20 protein-coding genes are annotated in these 19380 nt (G+C 42.8%); 8 read left to right on the forward strand and 12 right to left on the reverse strand.

The window, feature by feature from the left end:
- Nucleotides 1-185: 185 nt before the first annotated feature.
- The 5 genes from F6K46_RS05720 to F6K46_RS05740 all read right to left on the reverse strand — a co-directional run bounded on the left by F6K46_RS05720 (nucleotide 186) and on the right by F6K46_RS05740 (nucleotide 8516).
- A complete protein-coding gene (locus tag F6K46_RS05720; RefSeq protein ID WP_293054601.1) occupies nucleotides 186-1094 on the reverse strand; it encodes a sulfotransferase domain-containing protein in 909 nt (302 codons plus the stop codon).
- 234 nt (nucleotides 1095-1328) lie between these two features.
- Complete coding sequence (locus F6K46_RS05725; protein WP_293054603.1) at nucleotides 1329-2423, reverse strand: glycosyltransferase; 1095 nt, start codon at nucleotides 2421-2423, stop codon at nucleotides 1329-1331.
- Entirely contained in the window at nucleotides 2420-3667 is a 1248-nt protein-coding gene (locus F6K46_RS05730; RefSeq protein ID WP_293054605.1) for an O-antigen ligase, read from the reverse strand. Before F6K46_RS05730 ends, F6K46_RS05725 begins: the two co-directional genes overlap by 4 nt.
- Nucleotides 3668-4221: 554 nt before the next feature.
- Complete coding sequence (locus tag F6K46_RS05735; RefSeq protein ID WP_293054607.1) at nucleotides 4222-5895, reverse strand: alkaline phosphatase family protein; 1674 nt, start codon at nucleotides 5893-5895, stop codon at nucleotides 4222-4224.
- A gap of 389 nt (nucleotides 5896-6284) precedes the next feature.
- The gene (locus F6K46_RS05740) at nucleotides 6285-8516 is read right to left on the reverse strand and encodes a polysaccharide biosynthesis tyrosine autokinase (RefSeq protein ID WP_293054609.1); all 2232 of its coding nucleotides are present in this window, start codon (nucleotides 8514-8516) and stop codon (nucleotides 6285-6287) included.
- A gap of 302 nt (nucleotides 8517-8818) precedes the next feature.
- On the opposite strand from F6K46_RS05740, the gene F6K46_RS05745 reads away from it, so the two are divergent.
- Nucleotides 8819-8947 (forward strand): hypothetical protein, encoded by a 129-nt coding sequence (locus tag F6K46_RS05745; protein ID WP_293054611.1) that lies wholly within the window; start codon nucleotides 8819-8821, stop codon nucleotides 8945-8947.
- A 13-nt stretch (nucleotides 8948-8960) separates the two neighbouring features.
- Here the strand turns inward: F6K46_RS05745 and F6K46_RS05750 are convergent, their stop codons facing one another.
- Nucleotides 8961-9161, reverse strand: coding sequence for a hypothetical protein (locus F6K46_RS05750; protein WP_158069479.1), 201 nt, complete (start codon nucleotides 9159-9161; stop codon nucleotides 8961-8963).
- A 93-nt stretch (nucleotides 9162-9254) separates the two neighbouring features.
- On the opposite strand from F6K46_RS05750, the gene F6K46_RS05755 reads away from it, so the two are divergent.
- From F6K46_RS05755 to F6K46_RS05780, 6 genes are all read left to right on the forward strand, one after another.
- Nucleotides 9255-9890, forward strand: coding sequence for a sigma-70 family RNA polymerase sigma factor (locus F6K46_RS05755; protein WP_229415233.1), 636 nt, complete (start codon nucleotides 9255-9257; stop codon nucleotides 9888-9890).
- A complete protein-coding gene (locus F6K46_RS05760) occupies nucleotides 9887-10222 on the forward strand; it encodes a hypothetical protein (RefSeq protein WP_293054614.1) in 336 nt (111 codons plus the stop codon). The genes F6K46_RS05755 and F6K46_RS05760 overlap by 4 nt, the downstream gene beginning before the upstream one ends.
- A gap of 66 nt (nucleotides 10223-10288) precedes the next feature.
- A complete protein-coding gene (locus F6K46_RS05765; protein ID WP_293054616.1) occupies nucleotides 10289-10429 on the forward strand; it encodes a hypothetical protein in 141 nt (46 codons plus the stop codon).
- A gap of 46 nt (nucleotides 10430-10475) precedes the next feature.
- Complete coding sequence (locus F6K46_RS05770; protein WP_293054618.1) at nucleotides 10476-10937, forward strand: Spy/CpxP family protein refolding chaperone; 462 nt, start codon at nucleotides 10476-10478, stop codon at nucleotides 10935-10937.
- Between the two features lie 24 nt (nucleotides 10938-10961).
- Nucleotides 10962-11594 carry a YqiA/YcfP family alpha/beta fold hydrolase gene (locus F6K46_RS05775; RefSeq protein WP_293054620.1) on the forward strand — a complete coding sequence of 211 codons (633 nt, stop codon included), beginning with the start codon at nucleotides 10962-10964 and terminating at the stop codon, nucleotides 11592-11594.
- Between the two features lie 182 nt (nucleotides 11595-11776).
- The gene (locus F6K46_RS05780) at nucleotides 11777-12418 is read left to right on the forward strand and encodes a hypothetical protein (RefSeq protein ID WP_293054622.1); all 642 of its coding nucleotides are present in this window, start codon (nucleotides 11777-11779) and stop codon (nucleotides 12416-12418) included.
- A 306-nt stretch (nucleotides 12419-12724) separates the two neighbouring features.
- On the opposite strand, the gene F6K46_RS05785 is transcribed toward F6K46_RS05780, so the two are convergent.
- A complete protein-coding gene (locus F6K46_RS05785) occupies nucleotides 12725-13408 on the reverse strand; it encodes a hypothetical protein (protein WP_293054624.1) in 684 nt (227 codons plus the stop codon).
- A 42-nt stretch (nucleotides 13409-13450) separates the two neighbouring features.
- Here F6K46_RS05785 and F6K46_RS05790 point away from each other — a divergent pair, with 42 nt between their 5' ends.
- Nucleotides 13451-13726, forward strand: a complete 276-nt coding sequence (locus F6K46_RS05790) for a hypothetical protein (protein ID WP_293054626.1) — start codon at nucleotides 13451-13453, stop codon at nucleotides 13724-13726.
- Here the strand turns inward: F6K46_RS05790 and F6K46_RS05795 are convergent, their stop codons facing one another.
- From F6K46_RS05795 to F6K46_RS05815, 5 genes are all read right to left on the reverse strand, one after another.
- On the reverse strand, nucleotides 13727-15898 hold the full coding sequence (locus tag F6K46_RS05795; protein ID WP_293054628.1) for a hypothetical protein: 2172 nt from the start codon (nucleotides 15896-15898) through the stop codon (nucleotides 13727-13729).
- A 258-nt stretch (nucleotides 15899-16156) separates the two neighbouring features.
- On the reverse strand, nucleotides 16157-17284 hold the full coding sequence (locus tag F6K46_RS05800; protein WP_293054630.1) for a hypothetical protein: 1128 nt from the start codon (nucleotides 17282-17284) through the stop codon (nucleotides 16157-16159).
- Between the two features lie 63 nt (nucleotides 17285-17347).
- Entirely contained in the window at nucleotides 17348-17932 is a 585-nt protein-coding gene (locus F6K46_RS05805; RefSeq protein WP_075899928.1) for a DNA circularization N-terminal domain-containing protein, read from the reverse strand.
- Between the two features lie 2 nt (nucleotides 17933-17934).
- Nucleotides 17935-19242: a hypothetical protein gene (locus tag F6K46_RS05810; protein WP_158069593.1), complete on the reverse strand. Its 1308-nt coding sequence runs from the start codon at nucleotides 19240-19242 to the stop codon at nucleotides 17935-17937.
- Nucleotides 19214-19375: a hypothetical protein gene (locus F6K46_RS05815; RefSeq protein ID WP_158069592.1), complete on the reverse strand. Its 162-nt coding sequence runs from the start codon at nucleotides 19373-19375 to the stop codon at nucleotides 19214-19216. Before F6K46_RS05815 ends, F6K46_RS05810 begins: the two co-directional genes overlap by 29 nt.
- Nucleotides 19376-19380: the final 5 nt, after the last annotated feature.

A 19380-nucleotide genomic window follows, 5' to 3' on the forward strand; every position in this document is an offset into this window, starting at 1 on the left:
GAAAATTATCTCTGATTACCCAGACTAAGAAGACAATCAGGGAATTGGTATGACTTATACCAAGTTGCAATCAAAGATATTACTCTAAAAGTTAGCATCATAATACCTCTGAAGGCAACTTATGTATTATCTGATTTATCCCTGCTTATATGGCTAATTTTTCATTATGCTCACCCTTAGGCTGACTAGCTGCTTAGTCCCACTAATTCTTTGCTATACCATGCCGATATCTCCCGCCCCAATAATTTGAAGAGCTTTTGATTGTCATTGGCATAGATGGTGTAGAGTTTTTGAATCGCTGATGGACTGGGCCGAAGCTTTTGGTGTTGTAAGGGTAAGCGTTGATCAACACGATTGATCAAGCCACGCATCAATGGAAAACGGGTTCCCAGATAACGAGCAATTGGTGAACTAGTGCTTTGATGGACTTTCTTATACTTTTTACTAAAATCAAAGGAAGAATCTATGTCAAGGAATTCACAAACCTTTTTCAGAGAATCGTCAGAGTTTTGAGCAATGTCTTCTTCAAAGACTAGAATTAGCATTTGCTTAGGATCAAAGTAGTCATAGTAGGCTTGCAGTTGGCGATAATATCGTCCCATATCAATGATGCCATAGCGCTCAACTAGGGATTGTTGATCACCAACTAATAGCTCATCAAGGTCATCATTGACAAATATAACTCCATTTTTGATAAAGTGATTCACAGCAGCAATGGCTCGTTCAACTGGATTTCTTAGGACTATAATAAGTTTGGCTTCAGGCAATGTCTCATAGATCAGCCGATGGGAATAGGGAATTTCTTCGAGAAGGTCATAGTAGACTTTACCCTGGGCATCAGGTAATGGGTCGATCCATAAGTAATTAGGAGTTTTTTCTCCAATTGCTTTTTCCCCATTAACATCAGCAAAGTGTTGTTTATACCATTCAATACCTTGGTTGAGATTATAGGTCTTATTAAAGTAATGAATCTCATCGCCAGGTATAAATACCTCAGGATGTTCCCTGAGATTATGGGCTAACCAGGTAGTTCCAGCCTTTTGGGCTCCAATGATTAAAAAGTTCGGTAAAGTCACTAACAACTCTCTCGTCATATGGCACTGCTATTTCGCCATTAATTCTACCTATATAAAAATCGACAAAACAATTGACTATATTGCTGATTATCCTAAGTAATTTTGCTGATAAGCACTACGCAAATCTAGGGATTAATACGGATTTTTTTCCCTAGCCAGAGCATAATTTGAGCACGAGCTGCTGAAATAATTAGCTAATAATATTATTAATAACCAGATAATACCAAGGATTTAAGCTCTATTTAACATGAGTTAATAGATCGATTGTTTATACGTCAATATGCGTATCACTTGGCGGATTAGTTTCACTAGCCATAGAATAATTTTAGGACGAGATGCTGAACTAAGGGGCCAATAAATTACTGGTTTTACAAGACTATAGGGCATTAGTCCTACCCACAGGAACCAATGACTCCAGAGTAGCTTCTTTTTCCAATTAAATTTAGAATATTTCCAGATTGAGCAATATCCTTTGTAAGCTAAAACTAAAGGGGAATCAGAAGCAAAAGGATGATGGTGAGGATCTAGTCGTAAAGAAGCGATACGGTGAATCAAATGATTGGGGTCACGAAAGTTCAAATCCGGGCATACGTGATAGCCTAACTCAGTCGCCTTGCGTACTAAATAGTTATACTTGATGAAATCATGGTTGATAGACCGACGGAACCGTTCAATGGGAATGGTTCCCTTAGAAAAAGCCCACAAATTATTCCCATGTTGTCGGTATGCCCCAAGGGGTTTTTCAATCGATACCACTTGCCCATAAAATGGGTTCAGGGTGACTAGATAGCCGTCAGCAGCTATGGTAAATTCAGATTCAGGTATAGGAAAAATTTGAGCTAGTGCTGACCGTGCAAAACTATTGCCACTGGTTACAGTACTGCTGTACTTTCCCTTCTCCAACAAAATTGGCCAAACGGTGCCACTATCAAATTTTATGTCTGGAGCTGGATGGATACCAATGAATTCACTAAGGGCATTGACCAACTCTAAACGATATTGCACCTGGACTACCCCTGGTTTCCAAACGGCTACCACTTCGGACACCGCATTAGGGAATAAGTAATCATCAGCATCTAAAAAAATTACAATCTCCCCACGGCTGACATAAAAACCGGCATTGAGTGCCGATGCTTGCCCACCATTTTTCTTGAGGATAGGAATAATTTTATCACCGTAGCTAGTGATAATCTCCTGAGAGTTGTCAGTGGACTCATCATCCACCACAATGACTTCGGTATTTGGATAAGTCTGACTCAGGCTACTGTCAATTGCTTGAGGTAGAAACTGACCGTAATTGTAGTTGTTGATGACAATGCTGACTAATAACTGACAATTTTCATTCATTTCAATAGGTTTTGTTGTCGCTCTAATGGAATAAGGACCGAAAGAGCTACAGATGTGTAGAGTACCCAAAAGATATTGTTTTGTATCATCACTGATGTCTCAGTGATATTGGCTAAAACGGTATAGGTTAAGAACAATAATGGCCAGAGATTCTCTGATGTTTTACTTACACGAAGCCAAGCAATAGCTCTTAGTAAACTAAAACTAAATCCAATTAGGTAGATTGATACTCCCAAGATTCCTAAAGCTAGCCATAGGTCGAGCAAGCCGTTGTGGGCGTTGGGAGCTGGCCACAATACTGCACGCCAGACATAGGCAGATTCACCATTAAAGCCATTCCAGAATGAACCATAGCCATAACCGAGCCACGGCTGTTTCTCAATCATGTCCAACACGAAGGGCCATAGCTCTGTACGACCGGTCAAGGTAGCATCCTTACCGATTGCACCTAGCAAAGCGTCTGCATTATCTAACAACCAGATTAAGACGCTACCTCCGAATGTTGTCATGGCAAATATAGTCGGAATCAGTAGGTCATATCGCCACCGTAACATCCGGTATAGATATAGAGAGAGTAACATAATTATAAGACTAACCAGTGCAGTTTTTGAAGTTGTAAATAGTAAAAGAATTACGGAAAAGCCAAACCCACACCAGAACAGTAAATTATTTTTTTTGCCCCGAATAGCCAGGAGCAAAAATACAACTGCACTGGGCACCATGACTTTGCCAAGAACATTTTTATGGACGTATATTCCTCGCCAAGTTCCAGCATGAACTCCCCCCATAATCCCGTATTTCGGCAGAGCCACAATAAACATAAAACTGAGCAATATTGCTACTCCGAATGCCCAAGCCAGCATTTCTAGCTGTTCTTTCATGGTGTAGCGGCTGGCGAGGTAAACACCAAACAACGTTGTGCCAATTAGGGCAACAGCACGGTTGATGGTCGTTGTTGGTTCAGAAGACCATAAAACAGATACTACTGCTATCCCCACCAACAGACTGAGCCACCTATCTTTACTGAGGACATAAAGTACCTTTTTCCACCTTAGTGCTAGGAGGAAAAAGGTAACAAGATAAATTAATACGAACAGCAATCTACTGAGGGAGGAATCAAATTCTTGTATGACATCCCCCTCACTTCTGCCTCCTGATAAAATTACAGTGAGTACTCCTCCTGAATAGAGCACCAAGGAAACAGTAGTGAAAATTGGTTCAAAAAATGCCAACAGTTTTCTCATGAACCCTGGTTTATAGTGAAAAATTATAGGTTTAATATTGTAGTTATAATGTTATATGCAAAAAATTACTATTTCAGAACTTATATCATATTTTGAGCATTCTTTTTGGTATAGTTAAAGTGGCAATATAACTGTAGCAAGCTTGCTGGTGAAGGAATAGGCAAGGTGCGGCGCAATTCTGGCATTTCAACACCCTAATATTGCTGGATTTCACAGGTTTTGGGTAAACCCTGACCTAAGAGTACTAATACTCCTGAACATACTCTTGAACTTGATATTAAGCAGTGCTCCTGTTCTACAGGAGCTTACTTTAGGCATAAATTGTGTTAGTGAACAGATAACCTGTAGACAAAACCTGATCTAAATCTGCAATTGTCTGATTTAAATCGGTCAATCCTATAGTTGCGAACTAAGGCAATGGATGACATTGTTTCAAGTTAGTAGCATCTGGCCAGGTAAGAGTGAATCTACACCCTTAAACCTGCTGAATCTAAGAGGCTCAGGAATTACCCAGATAGGGAAATTAAACCCTATCCCTAGGGTTGATTTATATGTCAGGCTGAGATGGATAAAGTCGGACTAAGTAGAGATTTGCCATCAAAGTAGTCGGGAATCGGTGCTCCCATCAAGGTCAAGATGGTTGGGGCTATATCTACAGGATGAGCCTCTGGCAAACTAGAACCTGGGGTAATTCCTGGTCCGCTTGCCATCAAAAAGCCTCTGGCTCGGTGACCACCAGGACGATTATAGGTAATTGGACCAATGCGTCCCACATCAGGACTATCCACTACATCTGTAGGACATTCGTGCCATACGACTACTAGGTCAGCATCTGGCAGTTTGGGGTTATCATCTGTGGCTACGTTATGGGTGCGCACTACTTGTTTAACTAATGGTTCTCCTGTCCTGCCATCGGTAAGGCGATAAAGGAAGTCTGTTAGGTTATCGCACAGAGCATCATACTCGGAAGGCTCAACAATACCATCTCGTTCCCGTCCTTTGAGGTTGATGCGAATATGTCCATCAGCAAAGGCGGGTAAAGCAAAGGCTTTCATCTTGGGCCACAGGGGAGTATATAGAGTAGCTGGCATCCAACCCAATTGCACTCTGTGCTTCATGAGGGGATAAGGAGAGAGTAAACCGTGCTGGCCAGATTGTAAAAAGGCTTTATGGGTCCAGGTGTTGAACAACTGCTTAATGGGATTGGGTTCATAAATCTGTCGCCATACTTCCCCTGGCCAAGAGTTGCGGATTGGACGAGTAACTGGTGGTGGGGGAGTGACTCCGATTTTGCTGGGAGTAATGGCATATTTGCCAGGGAAGTTATACCGATAGAGCAATTCTGGCAGGAACATCATGCTCATCAAATCGGTAACATTGGCAGCCATGCCATGAACTGCGAAACACAAGATATAGGCATCTTTAGGGGCAGCAGCGATAATTTTTGCGATCGCATCATCCACCGCTTCAAAGATTTTCAGCATGGGGTCTCCAGCCTTACCATTCTTTTTGCTCTGGTAAGGGTAGAGCTGGTGATCTGGTTGGCTGCGGTCCCACAGGTCATGACCAGCACTGTGAGTTTCACCAAAAGCGGTCACGAACAAGTCCCACGGTTCACGCTGAAGTAAATCCCGACAAATCTCTGAGCGGGTGGAGATACTTGTTTTTAGAGCTTCCTGAATCCATTTAAAATAAACTGGATCCCACCAGCGACCATTATCTTTATGGAGCACTGGGTTTTTGCCGTATTGGGAAATAATATTGGGCAATAATTCCGGCGGTTGGGAATGGCTTGGCACAAAGGGATAATGTCCCCCCCAACCCAAAATTTGTAAGCCATTAATTTGATCTGACAGTGCTGATACTGGTACATCAAAGGCAGCAACCCGGTAGTCATTCCCTAAGGCATAAAAGGGATTATATTCTTTATAATCGTATCCACTATAAATTTTGTCGCAGACTACTTTATAAGTTTCTGGATAAAATTTTATGGTATCCCAAAAACCGGTTTTATCTGGTAAACAACCGGTAGAAAACATCACCCACAAGGGTTCAGTGGATGAAAATTCAACTGTTTTATTGTTGTAGTTAACGGTATTGTTCAGGCGACCATAGATTCCTTGTTGCCGTATTTTGTTGAGGGTCTTCAGATGTCCTTGGGACATCCACTTCTCCAACAATAGTGGGTCAGCTGCATCCAGTCCAATAGCAATTACAGGGGTTTTCATGGTAATATTCTAGATTTTATATATAAGTAAAGCTAATCCATAAGAGCATTTCTGGTTGAATAATCATCATCTTATGGAGCGGGTATTTGGTAATTAGTAATTGGTAATTAGTAATTATAGTTGACGATTACCGATTAGTAATTTCCCATTCCCATCCAGGGATTATTTGGGTTGGAAAGTGATTAACCGGATTTGATATAATGTTTCAATTATCACTAATAATTTCAGTAGTTCTTTACTAAGGGCGTTAACTAATAAAAAAATAGGTAACTAATCAAACAATAGGGTTTTATTCTATTTATACCCTGGATTATTCCAGGGTATTAACTCCTTAATTTATCCTGTTTGCTTCTAGGGAATAGCGAGTAGTCATAAGTCATAGTTTTAAATCATCTCCGGGAAACATTCGAGGTTTTTTTAGTCTGAGCTTGACGCTGTGCCAATCTTCTGACTGAGCCATAATGGAAGTATTCCTGTGACTGGTAAAAGTAACCAATAGATTCATCTTTTTGAATGACACCATTAGCCACCAAACCCAAAACCGTCTGACCGGAACTATCTAACATTTGTTTAGCCACATTAGCATTAGCAAAATCCAGCACACCTGGTCGAGCCACCAACAACATGCCATCAGTCATTGGACTTAAGCAAAGGGCATCAGCAGTCAGAAGTAAGGGTGGGGCATCAATAATCACAAAGTCATATTGGGTTGAAAATTCCTGAATCAGGGAAGCCATTTGCTTTGAATCCAGGAGTGCCAAAGGATTAGGAGGCATTACCCCAGCGGTGAGAATATCAAGATTTTCCATGGCTTTACAGATAGCAAGCTCTAGAGGCACTTCACCAATCAGTACCTGGCTCAAACCAGCCACATTCATTACTTGCCAAATATAATGCTGACTGGGGTGACGCATATCGGAATCAATCAGCAAGACCCGACGCCCCAGTTGAGCCATAGCAGCGGCCAAGTTTGCTGATACCGTAGATTTGCCTTCCTTGGAAACGGAGCTAGTGACTACAATAACTTTAAGTGGGTGATCAGACCTGAGAAATTTCAGATTCGCTTGAATCATCCGGTAGACTTCACTGACCATGGAATGAGGCTGCTCTGTTACGGGCAATTCCCCTCCGAAGAATAGGTCATCCCGACGACGGGAGAGCTTCTTGTGCTTGAAAACTGGAATCACCCCTAGCACAGGATATCTTAATAACTGCTTGACTTCTTTGAGAGTTTTGATAGAGCGGTCTCTCATTTCCAAGAGCAAGACAGCAGTCGTGGCTAGTGTGACCCCCAACATCACCCCTAGAGCCAACACCTTTAATTTCTTATCACCTAGGGGCTTTTTAGGGACTATTGCTGGCTCAATGATGCGAGCATTAGCGGTATCTTGGTTTTCTGCGACCTTTAATTCATTGAGATTTTTCAACAGGGTTTCATAGGTGAAGCGGGCAGCTTGGAGTCGTTGTTCAAGCTGCTGCTGAGTTTGCTCCAACCGAGGAAGAACATTTACCCGTTGTTCATAGGCAATTCTAGCCTTAGCAAGAGTTGCTAATCCTTCTGCTAAACTTCGACGTTTGACTTCTGATTCAATAAAATCGCTAATCAGTTTTTGTTTGAGCTCGTCAACTTCTAAAAGCCCTTCAGTAATTTGTATCTGAGTACCAGCCAGACTCTGTGAGCCTAGTATTTGATCAATCTGCTGTTGTAAATGACCTCTGAGGGAGCGTTGCTGCTTGGTCAGCCGAATCATGACCGGGTGATTTTTACCGTAACGATTTCTCCCAACGGCTAATTGCCGCTCAACCTCTTGCAGTTCTTGGAGTACGCCCTGTACTGAAGTAGACTGACTCAGGGCACTGATAGCAATTGCCTGCTGGGGATTAAGACCCACCTGGTTTCTCAAGCCAGCAGCTTGGGCATTGGCTTCTTCAAGTTGAGCTTGAACTGTAGTAATTTGGCTGTCTAAGTCAGCCATCACCGCTACCAAAGACCTGGCTTCTTCTGTGAGGGATACAACCTGATTGCGTTCTTTAAATTGGCGTAGAGCAGCTTCTGCTTGCCTGACATTGGCTTCACTTTGAGGAAGTTGGTTAGTAATAAACTCACGGGCTTTTGCTGCTTCCGACTTTTTGGATAGGATCTGATTCTCTATATAAAGCCTCATTAATTGATTGATCACCGCCGCCCCTTTGTCTGAGTTGTTACCCTTGTAGGAAAGCCTAACCACATCGGTACCACCCACAATTTTGATAGTGAGCCTTCTTTTGAGGGCTTCCGGTTCCAAAGGTAGACCTTCGTTATCAGTAAGGTTTAGTTGATCAATGATCTGTTGCAGAAGCGGGTGGGAGTAAATCACCTCAACTTCAGTACTCAGAGGGTTCTGGGCATCAACCAGAGGGCGTAACTGGTCAATTTCCTCCCCCAACCCAGTCAAGAAAGCGGTTCGGTCTATCTTAAACAGTAGTTTTCCTTCAGCTTCATAGGAAGGCTTGAGAAACAAGGTAGACCAGGCTGCTGAGATAACTGTAAATAGGAAAATAGCAACCGCTGGCAGCCAACGACGTTTCAATAGTAGTAAGTATTGGCTAATATCGAGATCTATAGAACTTCTAGACTCCATAAGTTCTTAAGGGACTCCCCCTCGGTAGATTGCACAATCAAATAATTTTTGGTATTGGTGCAGATTAGCTACCAAACCTGCCATCCGTCAGATGCAACCTATATATGGAAATAATAATAATAAAAGTTAATCATATCAAAAGTAACTCGACATTAAAGACTTAGTAAAGATCTGCAAATTTTCCGTGCTTCTTGTGACCATAATACGCTCAAGGGGCTGACCGGGTGTCGGCTATAGGAGCAACGGGGGTACGGTTTGGCCACCGATTGTTGTGTCAGTAAGACCAGGAATCCCTAGAGCTGTTGACTCTTCTATCTTCTGACCTAACCCAAACCCGGTCAGCCGTCAGTCATCAGCCGTCAGCCATCAGCCGTCAGCTTATTTTATTCAAAAACACCGATTGCGCTACGCGCAGGCTGCGCGAACAGTAGCGATGCAGTGGCCTCACGGGGAGGCAGCGCGGTCTTGGGGGTTTCCCCCATGAGCGACTGCCGTGGTTTCCCCCACTCGCGCTTTGCATGGCTGACAGCGTGCGCTATGGGCATAAACTGTTCCGTGTAGCGTGGCCACAGGCCTTTGGCTGTTCGGTGTAGCGTGCCCATGAGCTGATACTTGAGGTGCTGATAGCTGAATGCTTACGGTCACCCTACCCCCGCTGGCTCCATTTCTGGCTAAACTTTTACCAAATTGAACCATTCTGTTGGCCAGTGAGTCTAAATAACATAGGAAAACAAAGCGGTGAGGAAGAACCCACAGTTGTCAGTCAGATCAGCCCAGGCTTCCAAAGAAGATTCTGCTGCTGCAAAAACAACCAGCACAGACACAGAGTTGGTATTGCAGTGCCAACAGGGGAACCAGCAGAGTTTTCGCCAACTATACCGACGCTATCAGCAGCGCGTCAGGTCAACTATCTATCAGCTATGTGGTGCTTATGCTCTTGATGATTTAGTACAAGAGGTGTTCCTACGAGTTTGGAAAGGCTTACCAAAACTGCGGCAACCCTCACAGTTCTCCACCTGGCTTTACCGCATCTGCTGGAATGTGGCATCGGATCAGCGGCGCAATTTGCAACGGCAACGTGCTTTAAACCTTCAACTTCCAGAGGACACAGCTGATCTACCCCTAAAAAATGCCAAATCCTCCCATACTCCTGATCTGATGCAGTTGCACTATCAGGACATGATTCAAAAAGGAATCCAGCAGCTGAGCTTGAACCATCGTGCTGTGCTGGTGCTACATGATTTAGAGGATTTGCCACAAAAGGAAGTTGCTAAAATTTTGGGCATAGCTCTCGGAACGGTTAAGTCTCGTCTTTTCCACGCTCGAACTTCCCTACGGAAATATATCATCCAACAACAAGGAGACATGCCATGACTCAGTTTCAACCTGATGACGAACAATGGCAAGCATTTCTGCGCCAACATCGACCTACTCCTCCACCAGCAGCATTTGAGTTGGAGGAACGAGTTATCAATGCGATCGCTAAATCCCAACCGCCTAGTCGTAAACCACAGCTTTGGTTAGTTCCATCAGCCATCGCTGTTGGTTTACTGATGGCTTGGAGTGGTTACCGCACTCACAATTTAACCACTCTAGAAGCTTTCTTAGAGAAAAATTGGCATGGAGTTGTGGGAGAGACATCGGTGAGCAATGTCATTCATACTCCACCAGCTGATTGGATGATCTTAGCCAATACTGGACAATAAAAACCCATAGTAGGAACGATCACCTCAGGATCACCTATAGAGGATAAGGTTTGACCTGTTAAAAGGTTGGCTCTAGCCAACGGCTATGGCAAGGTAAAAGTGGGTTGTCAACCTTCAACCTTCAACCTTCAACCTTCAACTTTCAACCTTCAACCTTCAACCTTCAACCTTCAAACTTCAACCTTCAAGTTGAATTTTAAACCTTAAATATTTCTTACAAACTTTAAATTAAAGACATTTATAGGTAACTTCCATGCTGTTACGTCCAGGTTATGTTTTGTCAATTCTCTTGGTTACCCTGACTGGCTGCACTGCTGTAGCTAATACCAAGCCTATAACCTCTCAATTGATTCCCAGCCGTGAGGGTCAACAACACCGAAAATCGAGTAAGCATAGGTTAATGAGGCAACTCAAGCTCAACCAGGTGCAAAGGCAGCAGCTAAAAACCATTAAGCTGGAGTATGAAGAATCCATTATAGATCTTCGTCAGGAAGTGAGTCAAGCGAAGCAGACATTAAGTGAGTTGATGGTGGGTACAGCTGACAGAGAAACTATCCGCACTCAATACCAACAGGTTCAACTATTGAACCGGCAGCTAGGAGAGTTACACTTTGAGAGTATGTTGCAGATGCGAGAGGTGATGACTCCTGAACAACGTATCCAGTTTGCTCAATTCATGAGACAGCGCAGCAACCAAAATCCTTTATCGGATTAAGTAGAACCACAAAGGACAAGGATTTTGAGATTTATCTATCTACACGGTTTCGCATCTAGCCCTGAGTCAGCCAAGGCGGTGTATCTACAGCAAGCTTTTGCTGGCCTAAATGTCTCTCTAGTAATTCCTGACCTTAATCAAGATGACTTTAACCATTTAACAATAAGTCGCCAGCTTAGTCAAGTGGGAGCATTACTGCCCTTAGATGGAACACCAGTCACGTTAATCGGCTCTAGTTTGGGTGCTTTGAGCGCTGCACACGTAGCACAAAACAATCCACAAATCAAGAGACTGGTTCTACTAGCACCAGCATTTGGGTTTCTTGGCCATTGGTTGCCGAAATTAGGAGCAGAACAGCTCAATCAGTGGCGCTCCCAAGGATATCTAGATATTTATCATTACCGAGAAAAGCGAACGCTTCCCTTGCACTACCAGTTTGTAGAAGATGCCCGTCAGTATGAGGGTTTGGAGCTAGGGCGACAAGTACCTACTCTGATTCTACATGGGTGCTACGATGAGGTGATTCCTATGATCGCGAGTCGTGATTATGCCAGTACCCGCCCTTGGGTGCAATTGGTTGAATTGGAGAGCGAACATGGTTTGCGGGATGTGATGGAGTTAATTTGGGCAGCAGTTCGGGAATTTTGTGATCTTTAGGTCGGTTGAGGGGTGAGTGTCACATCCGATCCAACAGCAGGTTATTCGGGAAATAATCACAAGAATTATTCCCAAAAATTCCACTATAGGCTAGAATTACTCTGTAAAAAAAAAATGAATCGAGATCGAAACTGAGGTTGACTCTCGAGTTCATATTTACTGTCATTGAGTTGAATAAGTCGATGTTAGATTCAATTAGATTGACAAGCCCTCGCCCTAGCCCACCCCAAAATTTGATTGAGTCTCTCTATCCATTTAAACCAGGAGATCTGATTACTTTTTCTGGACTGAAGATCGATGCTGCTCTGATTCGATACTTCACTGGAAGCGATTACAGTCATACGGCGATTGTCCTGGATTCCGATCTGGAAGCGAACGGGAACGCAAAGGTGGCGATCGCTGAGTCCACAAGTTACACAAGTTTGCCCGATTTTAGAAACCAAAAATGTAAACCAGGAGTACAAATTCACTACCTGGAGAATTGGCTCAATGCTTATCGAAACTACGGACAAGCTTGGTGGGTTCCTTTGGCAAAACCATTAAGTTCGGAAGGGATCGATAAAATGCAAAATTGGCTGTGGAATCTTCATGAGCGCCAAGTCAGGTATAGCTGCTGGAAGTCCATCGGAGCTTGGCTGAAAGTTAACCGATATTTGGTTCCTTCTGATAGCCAGAACATACAAAGAATATTTTGTTCGGAACTGGTAACCCAAGCCTTACAAATCGCAGGCTCAATCGATGGCTCGGTTCTGGCTTGCCAGCAAACACCCCAAGAAGCAGTTACTTTTGGATGCTTTGAGGCTCCCGTATTACTGGAAATTTAATCAGGGTTAAACCGTGTTATCAAAATTGCAATCAATCAAAGATATCTGGCGATATCTTGGTTTTAGTTGGGGACATCAGCCTGGGGGGGCGACAAGCGCCCTGTAACCCTTGATATATCTTAAATTGACCAAATTATGGTAAAAAAAGATAGGTCATAAATTGTCAATACGACCTATCAATTGAAAATGCTACCAAAATTATATCAAAGTTAAAAAAACTAGAGCTAAATTTCCTTCCAAGAAACCAATACATAAAGGAATTGGAGCCAAAAGTGAAACACGAACATTCTATGTAATCAATACTGCTTAGAGCTTAACCGAACCGTATTGAGAGTAAGCCTGTTCTCCTTGTCCTTGACTGCTGGGACTTTCCCCGTAAATTTCTACCTGCTCAACCCCAGGATGGGGTTGCTCCAATTCCAAGGCCAGAATGTCTTCCCCATATTTGAATTGATGGGTACTGGCAGGGTTATATTTGGCAAATACAGCTTTGTCTTGGGTGTTGGCATAGAAATCAAAGCCACATTGTTGTGCTAAGGTCTCGAGCTCGTCATAGGCTGACCTCAACTCTCCCACCCCATAGACCGAAAATTTCAGACCATTCTCCACTTGCCCCACCTTCACCTTGCCCAACTTGAGAATATCTTTGACAATATCTCCAGCATTTGGTTTTTCGTAAACCCGATTTAACCGAGCTGCGGTCAAACTCCCAAAAGTGCTGGCAGCCTCAATCCTGACACGGTCAATGCTCCAGTCTACCCTACTAACCTTACCGGTAAAGACTAACGTTTGCTTATTCTCATAGCCCAATTCCACCGCTACCGACTCTTCTGGGCTAATAGTTAAACCCTGTGGCAATCCGAGAACAAGACAGCAGGTATTAACCGGAATAGTTAAAGAACTATGCGATCGCAACTCAATGAGCTGCGTTTGTTGCCCAGCGTTACAGACAACGCTACCAATTTTAATGGTGTAAGCAATTTTTAACATCAGGGGAATGGGTAATAGGTAATAGGTAATAGGTAATAGGTGATGGGGAATCGGGAATCGGGAATCGGGAATCGGGAATCGGGAATCGGGAATCGGGAATCGGGAATCGGGAATCGGGAATCGGGAATCGGGAAAGTAAAATCTTTAATTGTAAAAATTTTCCATCAAGATCAACTTAACATAGCACTAAGCTCCCAATCACCTACTACCTACTACCCATTACCTAATACCCATTACCCATTACCCATTACCCATTACCCATTACCCATTACCCATTACCTATTCCCTATTCCCTATTACCTATTACCTATTCCCTAACTAAACCGGCAAAGCATTCAACAAGCGATCAAAAGAATCAGCCACATCCTCCAAACCAATATCCAGTTCACTTTTTAGCTGCTCAAGCCGTTGCCGCAGTGCTAAAAAAAGCTTATTAATAGCTGCTCGCAATTTTTCGGTCTTTTGCACTACTTTTTGCTGATACTGGCTATCTAGAGCATCACCTACTGCCTGAGGAATGTCTCTTAATAGTTGGATTATATTTCCATGTAACTGGTCTAGTTCATCAACAATGTTTTGAGGATAAATCTCTTTGAGCTTGTCTTTTAAATAAGGGAAAATTGATTCCATATTCATCACAATCAGGTCTTGGGTATAACTCGCTTCGATTAACAAACGGTTAAAGTGAACCAGATCACTTTTATAGTCACCTAAACTTAAAACTTTAACCTCGGTAGTCAAGGTTACTCCCTCAAACCGTTGCTTATTGTAGAAGTCTTCCTGGAGCAGCAGGTTATTCAACTCTCGAATCACCGCTTGTTTAGTTCCTTCTGTCTTCGCCTTTAGCAACAATTTAGTAGTCTCAGAAAGCTTACTATTGATGTACTTAGAAACGTTATCCTCGGGTTGAGCAAGTTTTTGGATTAAACTATCAATATCTTTAAAGTCACTCTCATCAAAGGAATTCAGCAGTAGCTTCGGCCTCAGAGACTTTAAGGTTTCCAAAGTTGTTGTATATGTCCCTTCGATTGCTTTTACTACCTCATTAGTCAGACTGTCAATGGCATTCTTAACCCCATTAATTGCCTGACGAATTTGGTCTCCTAGCGTCTGAGCAACCTGGCTGAGAATCTCCACTAATCGTTTCGGAGCATCCTCGATAATTTTGATCACATTGCCAATGTCACCAAGAACAGTACGAGGCTGCTCTAGTAATTTGTCCAAAGCTTGGAGAATTTCCCGCAGAGGATTGACAATCTGTCGGTTGAGTTCATCGGGAATAACTTGCTTGAAGTTAGCCATTACCTGCTGAGGAGAAGTGCGGTTGGCACTTTCTTGCAAGCGATCGCGTTGGCTCTCATTCCCCTGGAGTCTAGTGGTGTCTGTAACGATAGTATTGACTTGTTCGAGAACCTCTTGGGGGGAAGTTGCAGTAAAGTTTTGATAAAGGTTTTCCAAGCGTTTTCGCAAATCTTCATAATCTACAGCAATTTCTGCTGGTAGAGTTGGCAAGCTGGCTGCTGGTGGTGCTGGTAGAGTTGCTACCACCTGCTGATAAGCTGTCACTTGTCCGGCAACGCCATCGGTTGCTAGATCATCGGGAGTCTGGGTGTAAGTTGCGATCGCGTTTTGGAGTTCCTGCAATTGCTGTGTCAAACCCTGCTCATCAACTGCATTCACCTTGGTCACGATCCCATCTCGGATTTTCTCAACCTCTTGAATTTTTTCGGCAAAACTGAAGCTCAATATCTCCTGCAAAGTGTTCCAAAAATCTGACTTGAGGACATCTGACAACCCGATATTCGCCATCAGCTTATCTACTTGACTCAAACCATCCGTCACTTTGCCCACAAGCTTCTCGACAGGTAAATTATCTAGCTGGGTTTTGACAGTTGCCAGCTGCTGATTCAGGAAATCTGTTATCGTTTTGGGAGATAAGGACTCAATCACCCCTAACAACTTTTCGTATAATTCTTCTAACAAATCCAACAATTGCTTGGGATTAATCACTTCTAGTTTTTCAATGATATCATTATAAAAGTCTTTAACTGGTTGAAGAAGTATAGAAGGCTTGTACTCATTTAATTTATTGATCACAGGAGTAAGATAGGGCTCGAGAAAATCAACCACCAGAGTACCAGGTTGTAAAGATTCAATTTTGTCGTTAATTTTATTAAATTCCCCTTCGATTAAAGCCACAATATTGTCTAAGGGAGCTAAAATCTCATCAAAGGCAGCTTTCAACTCAGGGTTAACGACACCCGGAACATCCACCGCTTTAATTACCTCTGTTCCCACTTTTAGTGCGGTTTTAACCGGGGTACTAAGGGTAGAGACATCAACCGCTTTTAACTCCTTCTCCAAGTCATTGCTTTTGGTTACCACCACTTGAAACGCTGGTTTAAGGGACACTTCTTTGAGATTGTCAGTAATTGTCCCCATACCCTCTTCAGCTTGTTTTAGGGCATTAGTAATCTGAGGACTGTCCAAAATGGCACTAACTTTGTCAAACAGCTCATTGATTTTATGGTCTAACTGCTCTCGGTTGAGCTGGGTTTTAATTTGAGTATTAACACTTTCAATTGACGTTTTTATGTGGTCAGTTTGCTGTTCGAGGTTTTTAGAAAATTCATCAACTTTACCAACAATAGTTGTGGAGGCTTCATTACATACTTTTTTAAATGGTTTAACTAATTCTTGGGACTTCCCATAAGTATTTTTAAGAAACTCTTTAACCTTTTGAATAATTTATTCAAGATAGCTTTTGACTTTATTTAACAGCTCTTCTCCCTGCTGAATTTTGTCGGTAATAGCTTTGGTGACTTTAGTAGCAATCTCCTCAACCTGACTAATTGCTTGTTCAATAACCTTTGGTATTTTATGGGCAAACTCCCTGAGTTTATCGGTAATAGTTTTAACTTTAGCTGTCAGAGTCTCAATATAAGTCTTGATTTTATTAAAGAAAGGAACTAAACCTCCTGTAGTAGCACCACCTTCTGTAGTACTAATTAATTCCTCTAAAGCAGTTTGTAAATTTGTGATATCAAAGTTTTGTAAATTTGCCAGAGCTGTCTTTGTGCTAGCATCAATGCTCTCAAATTCTCTAGCAATCGCTCTAGTTCTTTTTATCAGTTCTTTAAATTGCTCTTTTTTTAGGGAAGTAGGGTCTTTTAGGGAATCCAGCAGTTTGTTATATTCTGCTATTAATTCAATTCGCCGCTTAATATTACTTTCAATGCGGCTAATAGCCTTGGAAGGAAGTTGTTCTGCTAAGGAGTTAATCTGTTCCTTAAAAATTTCGGTGAGGGCTTGTGACTCAAATTTTTTCAGTAATTCATCTGGATCTGACAATTTATCGAGTAATTTTTTTAGTCCTTTGAATAAAACATCCAAGGTGCGAACAGGTAGCATCCCTGCCTTGGTGACAAATTCTTCAAATTCCCCAAAGATAGTTGGTGTGCCTGTAGGCAATTCTCCGATACTGAAACTACCTATCAAGTCTTGAGTTAAAGAGGAAATCGTATCTTTAATTTCATCAGCAATCTTCAAATCTCCGAAATCAGCTGCCTTGGGTAAGGGAATGGCTGCGGTAAGGCTGTCGAAGTTAAGTTCTGTGAGTTGGTCGATTTTTCCGGATAATTCTGCTTTCAGTTCCCCAGCAGATAAAGGCACCTGGGCAATTATCTTCTTTACATTTGTAAAATCGACCTGAGGAAGCTGCTCTTCTATTTGCTGCTGATAATTACCAACATCAGGAAGACCATTTTGAGCCAGTTGAGCAACAGTAATTTCCGCTTGAGTACATTGATTTTGAGCATCAGCAAATGCTACTTTAGGATTAATGTCTTTGAATTGCTCGACAATAGAGAGTGCCATAATCTTGAGTCTGATTAACTTAATCTTGTGTGTAAAAGCTGGTTTAAAGCTAAAAACGGCAACTTAAATCCCAAAAATAGCTTTTAATCCTTCTGTTACTTTATCTAAATCTTTTGTGGCTTCTTGTACGGGTTCTAAAGCTCTTTTTAACGGTTCAAATGGGTTAGTAATTTCCGGAATAGTACCCAGTTGTAGAGCATCAGGAAGAGTGGCAACATCCATCAGATTCTTCGCCTTAACCTGAATCGAATCGTCTACCTTAGCAACACCTGCAAACCCTTGACTACTAGGAGGATCAGTATACTCAGCAATGGTCAAAGTATAGCTGAACTGCTCTGGCTCCTTAGCTAATTGAAACACCTCAAATCGTTCCACAATAACCTGGCCAAAGTAGCTTCTGCCAACAATTTCGGCAATAAAATCCACAGGTTTCCGCTGTTTGTAAATTTGTCGCAGTTTCTCCAAGTCCTTACTTGCTTGAGAACCGTAAAAGATACCACTAATCCCTAAGAATACTGAATCCCGTCCCAAGTCCTGCACAAGGTTTCCTGCCATACCAGGAACACGATGGGAGATCAAATTCGCTTGCTCTAGGGTGACCAGCCGATGCACCCGGTTTAGCTTAATTCCTCCTAACTCAATAGCCATGATTAGCTGCTCCCATAAAATCTACGGTATTCGCGACTGACTTTGCGAGCGATCGCGTCCATAATCTCATCTAAGTCCATTTCTGGTGTACCGTTGCGGCTGATCATATCTGTTTCAACCTCTGTTTCTAGCTTGCTGGGATCGGAAGAATGGGTAATAGGTAATGGGTAATCGGTAATAGGTAATGGCTGATGGGTAATAGGTAATGGGTAATGGGTAATGGCTGATGGCTGATGGCTGATGGCTGATGGCTGATGGCTGATAGCTGATGGCTGATGGCTGATAGCTGATGGCTGATGGCTGATGGCTGATAGCTGATGGCTGATGGCTGATGGATCACTGGAAGTTTGAAGAGCCTGGGGTGATGCAATATCAATATCCGCACCCAAGGGAAACCTCTGCAAGGTTTCGGGACTCGCACCACTAATTTCTTCACCACTCCCATAGTCATCAATCAGTTGATCGGGAGTTGCGTTGGTAAATAGTACTTGATCTCCGTTATCCTCCAAGTCCTCCGGATCTACTAGGTTTGAGTACAACGTGGGATCAGAGGCACTAACCAGATTAGGGTTTGCTAAATCTAGCTGTTCCTGGGAAGGTAATAATTCGGCCAGTTCTTTCAAACCCTGAACATTACTCGAATGCTTTGGTAAGACTACTTCTTCATTCCTGCCCAGAGTCGGTTTTTTAGATATAGGTTGGGTTGAGGGAGCAAAGGAGGAAGAACGGAAGAGTTCTTCATCTAGGGTCAGCTCCTGTGCAGGAGTAGTTGTGGGCACTTTCTGCCCTCTGCCCTCTGCCTTCTGCCTTCTGTTAAGAGTCTCTGTAGGCAGTATTGGTAATGGTGGCTTAAACTCCCCATCTGTATGCGCCAGTTCCTGTGCAGGGGGAACCTTCTGCCCTGTGCCCTCTGCCTTCTGCCTTCTTGTAGCCCCTGATTCCACCCTAGACAATACATCCCCTGAAGTAACAAAAACTTCGCTATTATTCCCCTTGCTTACTTGATCTCTACGGACTGGTGTTGACCAACTATCCTCCATAGTTGGATTAGGAGTTGCTAAACCTTTTGGGATAAACCCTGAAGTCAGCCAGGTCTCCAAAGCTGTGAATTCCTCACCTAGCTGTCCAACCTGAGATACAACTTCCTCTAAACAGCGGATTTCAGAGCAATCCTCACTCGTCAAATAATTCCCAGCTAACCCCCCTGCGGTGTATTCACCAATCAAGGCTTGAAACTCACTACGTAGGGCTTCCCCAAGAGCGACGAGAGCGTTATTGATATTAGGAAAGCTTTCCCCAGGCATCGCCATGACTAATTTCTTCATCTAACATTTGTAAGTATATCGAGACTTGCCCCATGGTCATTGTTTGCACTTGTTGGGGAGTCCAGCCAAATGCACGGGCTAAACGGTAGCTGGCTTTTACCAATGGGGAAGCACTCAAGCCAT

The organism is Moorena sp. SIO3E8 (assembly GCF_010692445.1).
GTDB lineage: Bacteria > Cyanobacteriota > Cyanobacteriia > Cyanobacteriales > Coleofasciculaceae > Moorena > Moorena bouillonii.